This window comes from Actinomadura soli (genome assembly GCF_005889715.1).
GTDB classification, from domain to species: Bacteria; Actinomycetota; Actinomycetes; order Streptosporangiales; family Streptosporangiaceae; genus Spirillospora; species Spirillospora soli.
On record NZ_VCKW01000365.1, the window covers coordinates 1 to 6,332 of the forward strand.

Sequence of the window (6,332 nt, forward strand, 5' to 3'; positions counted from 1 at the left end):
CCACCACCTGCGACCGCTGACGACCCCACCCACCCTCGCGGCCGTCACCCAAATATTCGCGGGCGTCACCCGATCCAGCGAGCGGCGGCGTCGAAGATGTCCGCCGGGGTGCGGTTGAACGCGATCGCCGCGTCGGGAGCGTGCCGCCGCACCAGATTGATCAATCGCTCGAACAGCTCGATCTGATCGTCCGCGGTCCGCAGACCGCCCCCGACGACGACGCACTCCCACGCCCGGGCGCGCAACGCACCACCGACGACCCTTCCACGTCGTCGCTTCCGTCGAGGCCGAACAGGCAGGTCTCCACGCCGACGCCGTGCTCGGCGAATCGCGCGACTCCCGCCTCGATCGCCTCGACCACCGGCCTGGGATCCCAGGGCCCAGGCACCCGATAGGGGTCGAGCCCGATCACGAGAACACGGGGGCTGGAGCCAGAACCGTCCACGCGTGGACGATACCTCGATCATCTCCGGCGGGACCGATGGACATTCATCCGAACGGTATCGAGCGGCGAATACCAGTAGTTCGGAATGTCACTCGATGTCGAGGTGCCCAATGCGAAGATCTTTGGTTCGTTCACCGTTGCCCGCGGTGTTGGTGGCGGTATGCATGCTGCTGGCCGCGCTTGCCGCCCCGGCCGGGGCCGTGGCGCCGGCAGGTGCGGCGGCGGCCGATCCGGGCCCGGCCACAGGCTCCGGCCCGGTACTGCTGGTTCCGACGCCCGGAGTGGCGGAGGGAGCGGCGCGGACGTCGCCGAAGATGATCGAGGCGATGCAGCGGGACATGCACCTGACCCGCGCCCAAGCGATCACCCGGCTCGGCCGCCAGCACGCCGCCGGGGCCGTCGAAGCACGGGCCCGCCGCGCCGCCGGACGGCACTTCGCGGGTTCCTGGCTGAACGAGGACGGCTCGGCCCTGATGGTCGCGGTCACCGACCAGCGCGCCGCGCAGGCCGTCCGCGCCACGGGCGCCACCCCCGCGCTGGCGACGCACTCCCGCGCCGAGCTGGCGTTGGCCCAGCTCAAGCTGCAGACCCACGCCGGCAAGCAGCTCGGCAAAGCCGTGCACGGATGGTACGTCGACGCCCGCCGCAACCGCCTGGTGGTCTTGGCCGCCCCCGGCCGGCAGAGCGCCGCCGCCGAGTGGGTCACCGCCGCCGACGTGCCCGCCGCCCTGGTGACCTTCGACCAGAGCCAGGGCCCGCAGAAGGCGACCGCCGACCTGGTCGGCGGCGACGGCTACGTCAACCTGCTGTCCGGGAACCGCTGCACCGCCGGGTTCGGGGTCAGATCGCTCACGGACGGCTCGACCGGTTTCGTCACCGCGGGGCACTGCGTCGAGCGGGGAAACTTCGTCGACTTCGACACCGTCATCGGCGGTTCGGGTGGGGCCGCGCGCGCCGCCAAGTCGTCCTTCCCGCTCCCTCCCCCGGTCACACCGGCCACCCGGACGTTCGACCGGGCCTACATACAGCTCAATTCCGAGCCGAGCAACCGGGTGCTACCGGCCGTACGGACATCGTTCTTCAGCACCACCCCGGTCCTGGGATCCCAGGCGGCCAGGCAGGGTGACACGGTCTGCTCCTTCGGCAGGGTCAGCCAGTACCGCTGCGGCCCAATAGTCGCCACCAACCAGAACCTGCTCGTCGAGTACGACGACGGGGTCCGCAGCCTGGGCCAGGTGACGGTTCTCGGCCTCAACTCGGCGCGCTTCTGCAGCATCGGCGGCGACTCCGGCGGCCCGGTCATCACCCCGGGCACCGGTCAGGCACAGGGTCACACGGTGTCCACCACCTGCACCGGCGTCGGCTTCACCACCACCTACCAGCCCATCAACGCGACCCAGCTCGGCCTCGGCGTCCGGCTTCTGTTCGCCGATGCACGCCCCTCTCCCCCACCCCCGATGATCACCGCGTTCAACTGCTACGCCGACTACGGCCGCTTCACCTGCGACCTGAACTGGGAGGGCGGCACCGATCCCGACTCCGTCCAGGTCAGTACGAACGGCAGGGACGTCAGGCGAGTCGACGACTACGACGGCAACTTCGTCCTCCTGTCCGCAAGGTGCGCCCCCGTAGGCGACACCTTCGTCTCGGTCTCGGTCGTCGACGCCGACGGCCGCCGCGCCAGCGCCCGCCTGGATTCCTTCTGCTCTTGATCAACGCACCCGGCGGCCCGCCCGATTCGACGCATCGTCGAGGGCGGGCCCGCCGACATCCCGCGCTAACCTACGCGGATGCCGTGGAATAGGCCGACGCACCGGCTGGTAGACGGCGAGCGGATCGACGGTTCCTGGTGCCACGTCTGGGTCAAGGGACACTCCGGATACCACGTCACTGACCTCTTCGCCTACGCCGACGGCCTGCTCAGCTGCCAGGAAACGATGGACCTGCAAGGACTCCGCCGGCGCCTGGAGTCCGGGAAGATCGCTCTCACCGATCCGGGACGTCCGGCGCCCGAGCGCCCCGAGCCGGTGCCGCGCTGGACGGCCCGCTATCCGGAGCCGCTGACGAACGAGGGTTTCCTCGGCGAGGTCGCGGACGAGATCGAAGCCCTGAACGGCCGTCCGACGACCTCGGACCTGTGCTGGGACGCGATCAAGCGCTATCAGGGTGAGCCGGTCGAGGCCAACCGGCTGCTCGTCCGGGACGCGTACCTGGCGATCCCACCGCACCGCCGGGTGTTCGTCCTGGGCGACATGGACCGGCAGGACATCCCGTTGCGGAAGTTGACCACCGATATCGGCGAGCCGGTGTGCGGAGACGGCCCGATCGCCACTCCAGAAATGCACGCCGACGTCCTGGAGTACTTCGATTCCGGCGACCGGGGAGTGCGGGAGAGCCGCGAGCACCTGGCCGTCCTGCACGCCGACGACCCCGCACCACCCGGCGCCCCAACGATCACCCTCCACGAGCGGCTCAACCCACCGGCCGAACCCCCGGAACAACTGGACCTGTTCGCACTCCGCAACGAGTTCCCGGCCCCGTTCACCTACAACGACCAGACGTATCCCACGATCATCCACGGCTACTGGGCCCTCGCCGCGGCCGACCGCCCCGACCACGACCGCATCCAGGAGTCCGCCACCGTCCGCGAGGCACACGAACTCGGCGGCCGCTGCACCCTGCGCCCGGACTGGCCGCTCATCCGCACCGCAGTGATGACCGCCCTACTACGCGCCAAATTCACCCAGCACCCCGAACTGGCCGAGATCCTGCTATCCACAGCAGACGCGCGCATCAGCTACACCGGCTACTCCGAGTCCCCCTTCTGGACCGACCGCGGCCCAGGCAAAGGCCGCAACTGGACCGGCCGCCTACTTGAACTAACCCGAGCCGAACTCCACACCCCCACCCCGACTGACCGCACCTCAAGCCCGCAGTCGTTCAGTCCACACCGCTGAGCGAGACCTACGGCAGGTCGTACCGTCCCGCAAGGACGTCCCCATGGAAGACGCGCCAGGCCCCGACACTGAACGCCAACTTCGGCCCGTCAGGATCCTTGCTGTCACGGACACCTGTCCCACAGCACTCACAAGCCCCCACCTCGACGCAATGGGCCCCGCCTTCACCACTGTGCGTGCTGACCCGCCAGGACGCCACCTCAACACACGCCTCGCCACCGTTGCCACTGTGGCGACTCTTGCGCCAGAACACGTCGGAGAAATCCACTCTGGTCACCTACATCTCGGTCAATATTCGCTCGATCAGCGATCGGGCTTCGTCCGGACCAGTGGCCCTGGCGCGAAGCTGGTCGAAGACCTTGGCATAGACGGAAACCTCGTCCGGATGCTCCAGAAAGATGCCGCCCGTCCTGTACTCAATGTACGCAATGTCCGGGTCGGCGGGATGAGTGAAGCCGAGTAGATAGAAGCCGGTCTGCATCCCAGGGTGCGCACCAGCGGCGAATGGCAGGACCTGGAGTGTCAGAAGGTTCGTACGGGCCAGGTCAAGCAGGTGCTGAAGCTGGCCTCGCATCACGTCTGGTCCGCCCACTTGAAGCCGAAGGGCCCCTTCATGGACGATCGCCCAGATCTGATCCGGTGCGTCCCCGCTCAACAAGTTTTCTTGTCGCCGCATGCGAACAGTGACCCGGCGTTCTAGCTCGACTTCGTCGGGCACGTCGAGTTCGGCCAATACCAGGGCTCGCATGTAGTCAGGGGTCTGAAGCAGGCCAGTGATCAACTCGGGTTGATAGGAGCGCAATTCGGCGGCTTCCTCTTCAAGCCCCACGTAGACATCGAACCCCTTGAGCAGTACGTCGTCGTACTTCTGCCACCAGCCCTTGATGCGGCACTGGCGGGCCAGGGTCACGAGTTCGTCGGTCTCCTGCTCTCCGAGGGCGTAGAACTTGCAGAGCATGGCGATGTCGCCGGGCTTCGGGTTGTGTGCGGCCGCCTCGATGCGGCTGATCGTGACCGGGCTGATGCTCGCGAACGTCGCCGCTTCCTCTCGGGTTTTCTTCGCGTCCTTGCGGAGCTGGCGCATGATCGCGGCCAGGCGACGGCGGCGGACCGTGGGGCTCGTCCGTCTTGTCGTCATGATTCCTCCCCGAGAAGTTTGCACACCATGTGACCGCAGATTCTTTGAACTAGGTCACTCGATTCGCTTGCCAGCTTGCGGACGGTCACCTCACACTCGGAGCGTAGCGACTCATGACGCGGCGTGTTCGGATCTTCTGGGTATTCGGCTGGATACGTCCGCGCTGGACGAGGGGACGGGCCTGATGGGAATCGTCGGACGGGTGGGCAGGCGTCTCAGGACCCGGGAGGCCCAGGGCTGGTCGCTGGACGACGTCCCGGAGGACCTGTCCGCAAGGCCGGGCCGTGCGGGGGAGGCGCGGCGGAGGCTGGGCCTGCCCGTTGAGGACGGGACGCGGGGGCGTCCGGAGTCGCGGCTGCGGCTGGTCAAGGGGTCTCTTCGGCTCCCGACCGAGGTCGAGAGCGTTGCGGTGGGACGACGGTGGCTGCGGGACGTCCTAGGCCGGGAGTTCGGGGACGGGCACCCGGTGATCGGCGATGCGGTCCAGGCGCTGTCGGAGATCCTCGCGAACGCCGTCCTCTATGGCGCGGGACTGCACGTCCGAGTGTCCTACGAGGTGGACGGCACGTGGGTGGAGGTCGCGGTCCGCAACGACGGGCGGCCGGACGGGAGGTGGCCGCAGAGGCAAGCGCCCGCCGCACCGGACGCTGAGAGCGGGCGCGGGCTGGAGATGGTGGAGGCGTTCAGCGACCAGTGGGCATCACGATGCTGCCGCAGGACGAGGTCATGGTCTGGTTCCGGGTGAGGTTCACGTGAACGGCCATCCGCGACGGAGGCCCGTCAGCCACCGGGGAGCGTCCGACCGGTACGCGCTGGGTATGGTGCACGGCGCACTCGTCGGGACGGGCATGGGGATGATCCTCGTGGCGCTGGTGCTGGCCGCGTTCCTGCTGTGACCGTCGCCCCGGATAGGCGGAAGGGCCCGCGCAACCCCACGTCCGCGGGCCCTTCCTGCTGCTGCGTGCGTCAGCCGGTGACGGGGAGGTCGCCGGTGACCGGGGTGGGCGCGGGCGCGGCGTCCGGCGGGGTGGACGGCGTCGACGGCGTGCCCGGCTCGGACGGCTGCGACGGCGGCTCGGACGGCTGCCCCGGCTTCCCGCCCTTACCGCAGGTGACGGACGAGATCGCGATCGTCTGGGTCTTGCCCGCGAGGGTCGCGCTCACCTCGATGGCGGTGATGGAGAGGTTGCCGTCGTGGTCGCGGACGTGCTTGTTCAGCGTGACCGTGGCGGAGCCGAGGCCGTTCAGGTTGACGGTCAGGGCCGAGTTGGGCGCCGCGGTGAGCTTCAGCTTGCGGCCGTTCAGCGTCGCCTTCTTCAGGTGCGAGACGCCGTTGCCGTTCTCGCACTTGGCCGTGACGGCGCTGGCGCTCAGGCCGATCTTGGCGATCCGGAGGTCGGCGACGGAGGCCCGGCCGTGCCCGGCCCAGGCGGCGGCGTTGAGCAGGCTCGCCTCGATCCCGAGCGCGTTGGCGGGCAGCTCGGCGACGCTCTTGCGCACCGGCTTGTGGCCGGTGGACGTCACCGACGGCGTCGGCGGGACGGCGACCGGCCCGGTCGCGGAGATGGCGACGGCGGAGCCGACGCCGCCACCGGTCGCGGACGCGGCGGGGACGAGGGCCGCGAAGGGCAGCGCGAGCGCGCCGGCGACGGCCGCGCACTTCGTGATGGTCTGCAAACGCACGGTTGATCTCCTCGGGGGGTTTCGAACTATGGGTGGCGCGGGCTTTCGGGGGTCATCCCTGCCGGTCGGTGAGAACGGCCGGAGGGAGGACGGGCGGACGGGCGGTGAG

8 protein-coding genes are annotated in these 6,332 nt (G+C 69.1%); 4 read left to right on the plus strand and 4 right to left on the minus strand.

Annotated elements, in window-relative coordinates; all coding sequences use genetic code 11:
• Nucleotides 1-65: 65 nt before the first annotated feature.
• Entirely contained in the window at nt 66-245 is a 180-nt protein-coding gene (locus tag ETD83_RS45120) for a hypothetical protein (RefSeq protein WP_230421466.1), read from the minus strand.
• Nucleotides 246-591: 346 nt separating this feature from the next.
• Here ETD83_RS45120 and ETD83_RS38180 point away from each other — a divergent pair, with 346 nt between their 5' ends.
• Both ETD83_RS38180 and ETD83_RS38185 read left to right on the plus strand, forming a co-directional pair.
• Entirely contained in the window at nt 592-2,157 is a 1,566-nt protein-coding gene (locus tag ETD83_RS38180; protein ID WP_171064676.1) for a S1 family peptidase, read from the plus strand.
• 78 nt (nt 2,158-2,235) lie between these two features.
• Nucleotides 2,236-3,402: an NADAR family protein gene (locus ETD83_RS38185; protein ID WP_138650070.1), complete on the plus strand. Its 1,167-nt coding sequence runs from the start codon at nt 2,236-2,238 to the stop codon at nt 3,400-3,402.
• A 7-nt stretch (nt 3,403-3,409) separates the two neighbouring features.
• Here ETD83_RS38185 and ETD83_RS38190 read toward each other — a convergent pair whose 3' ends face one another.
• Both ETD83_RS38190 and ETD83_RS38195 read right to left on the minus strand, forming a co-directional pair.
• On the minus strand, nt 3,410-3,679 hold the full coding sequence (locus ETD83_RS38190; RefSeq protein WP_205718116.1) for a DUF397 domain-containing protein: 270 nt from the start codon (nt 3,677-3,679) through the stop codon (nt 3,410-3,412).
• Nucleotides 3,680-4,540: a helix-turn-helix domain-containing protein gene (locus ETD83_RS38195; protein ID WP_138650072.1), complete on the minus strand. Its 861-nt coding sequence runs from the start codon at nt 4,538-4,540 to the stop codon at nt 3,680-3,682.
• Between the two features lie 184 nt (nt 4,541-4,724).
• On the opposite strand from ETD83_RS38195, the gene ETD83_RS38200 reads away from it, so the two are divergent.
• Together ETD83_RS38200 and ETD83_RS43220 are read left to right on the plus strand one after the other, a co-directional pair.
• Nucleotides 4,725-5,285 (plus strand): ATP-binding protein, encoded by a 561-nt coding sequence (locus ETD83_RS38200; RefSeq protein ID WP_138650073.1) that lies wholly within the window; start codon nt 4,725-4,727, stop codon nt 5,283-5,285.
• A gap of 7 nt (nt 5,286-5,292) precedes the next feature.
• Nucleotides 5,293-5,436, plus strand: a complete 144-nt coding sequence (locus ETD83_RS43220) for a hypothetical protein (protein WP_171064677.1) — start codon at nt 5,293-5,295, stop codon at nt 5,434-5,436.
• A 70-nt stretch (nt 5,437-5,506) separates the two neighbouring features.
• Here ETD83_RS43220 and ETD83_RS38205 read toward each other — a convergent pair whose 3' ends face one another.
• The gene (locus ETD83_RS38205; RefSeq protein ID WP_138650074.1) at nt 5,507-6,223 is read right to left on the minus strand and encodes a choice-of-anchor P family protein; all 717 of its coding nucleotides are present in this window, start codon (nt 6,221-6,223) and stop codon (nt 5,507-5,509) included.
• Between the last annotated feature and the right edge of the window lie 109 nt (nt 6,224-6,332).

Coding starts and splice junctions, on each gene's coding strand:
- ETD83_RS38195 (WP_138650072.1), bottom strand. CDS start 4,540: ATGACGACAAGACGGACGAGCCCCACGGTCCGCCGCCGTCGCCTGGCC.
- ETD83_RS38200 (WP_138650073.1), top strand. CDS start 4,725: ATGGGAATCGTCGGACGGGTGGGCAGGCGTCTCAGGACCCGGGAGGCC.
- ETD83_RS38185 (WP_138650070.1), top strand. CDS start 2,236: ATGCCGTGGAATAGGCCGACGCACCGGCTGGTAGACGGCGAGCGGATC.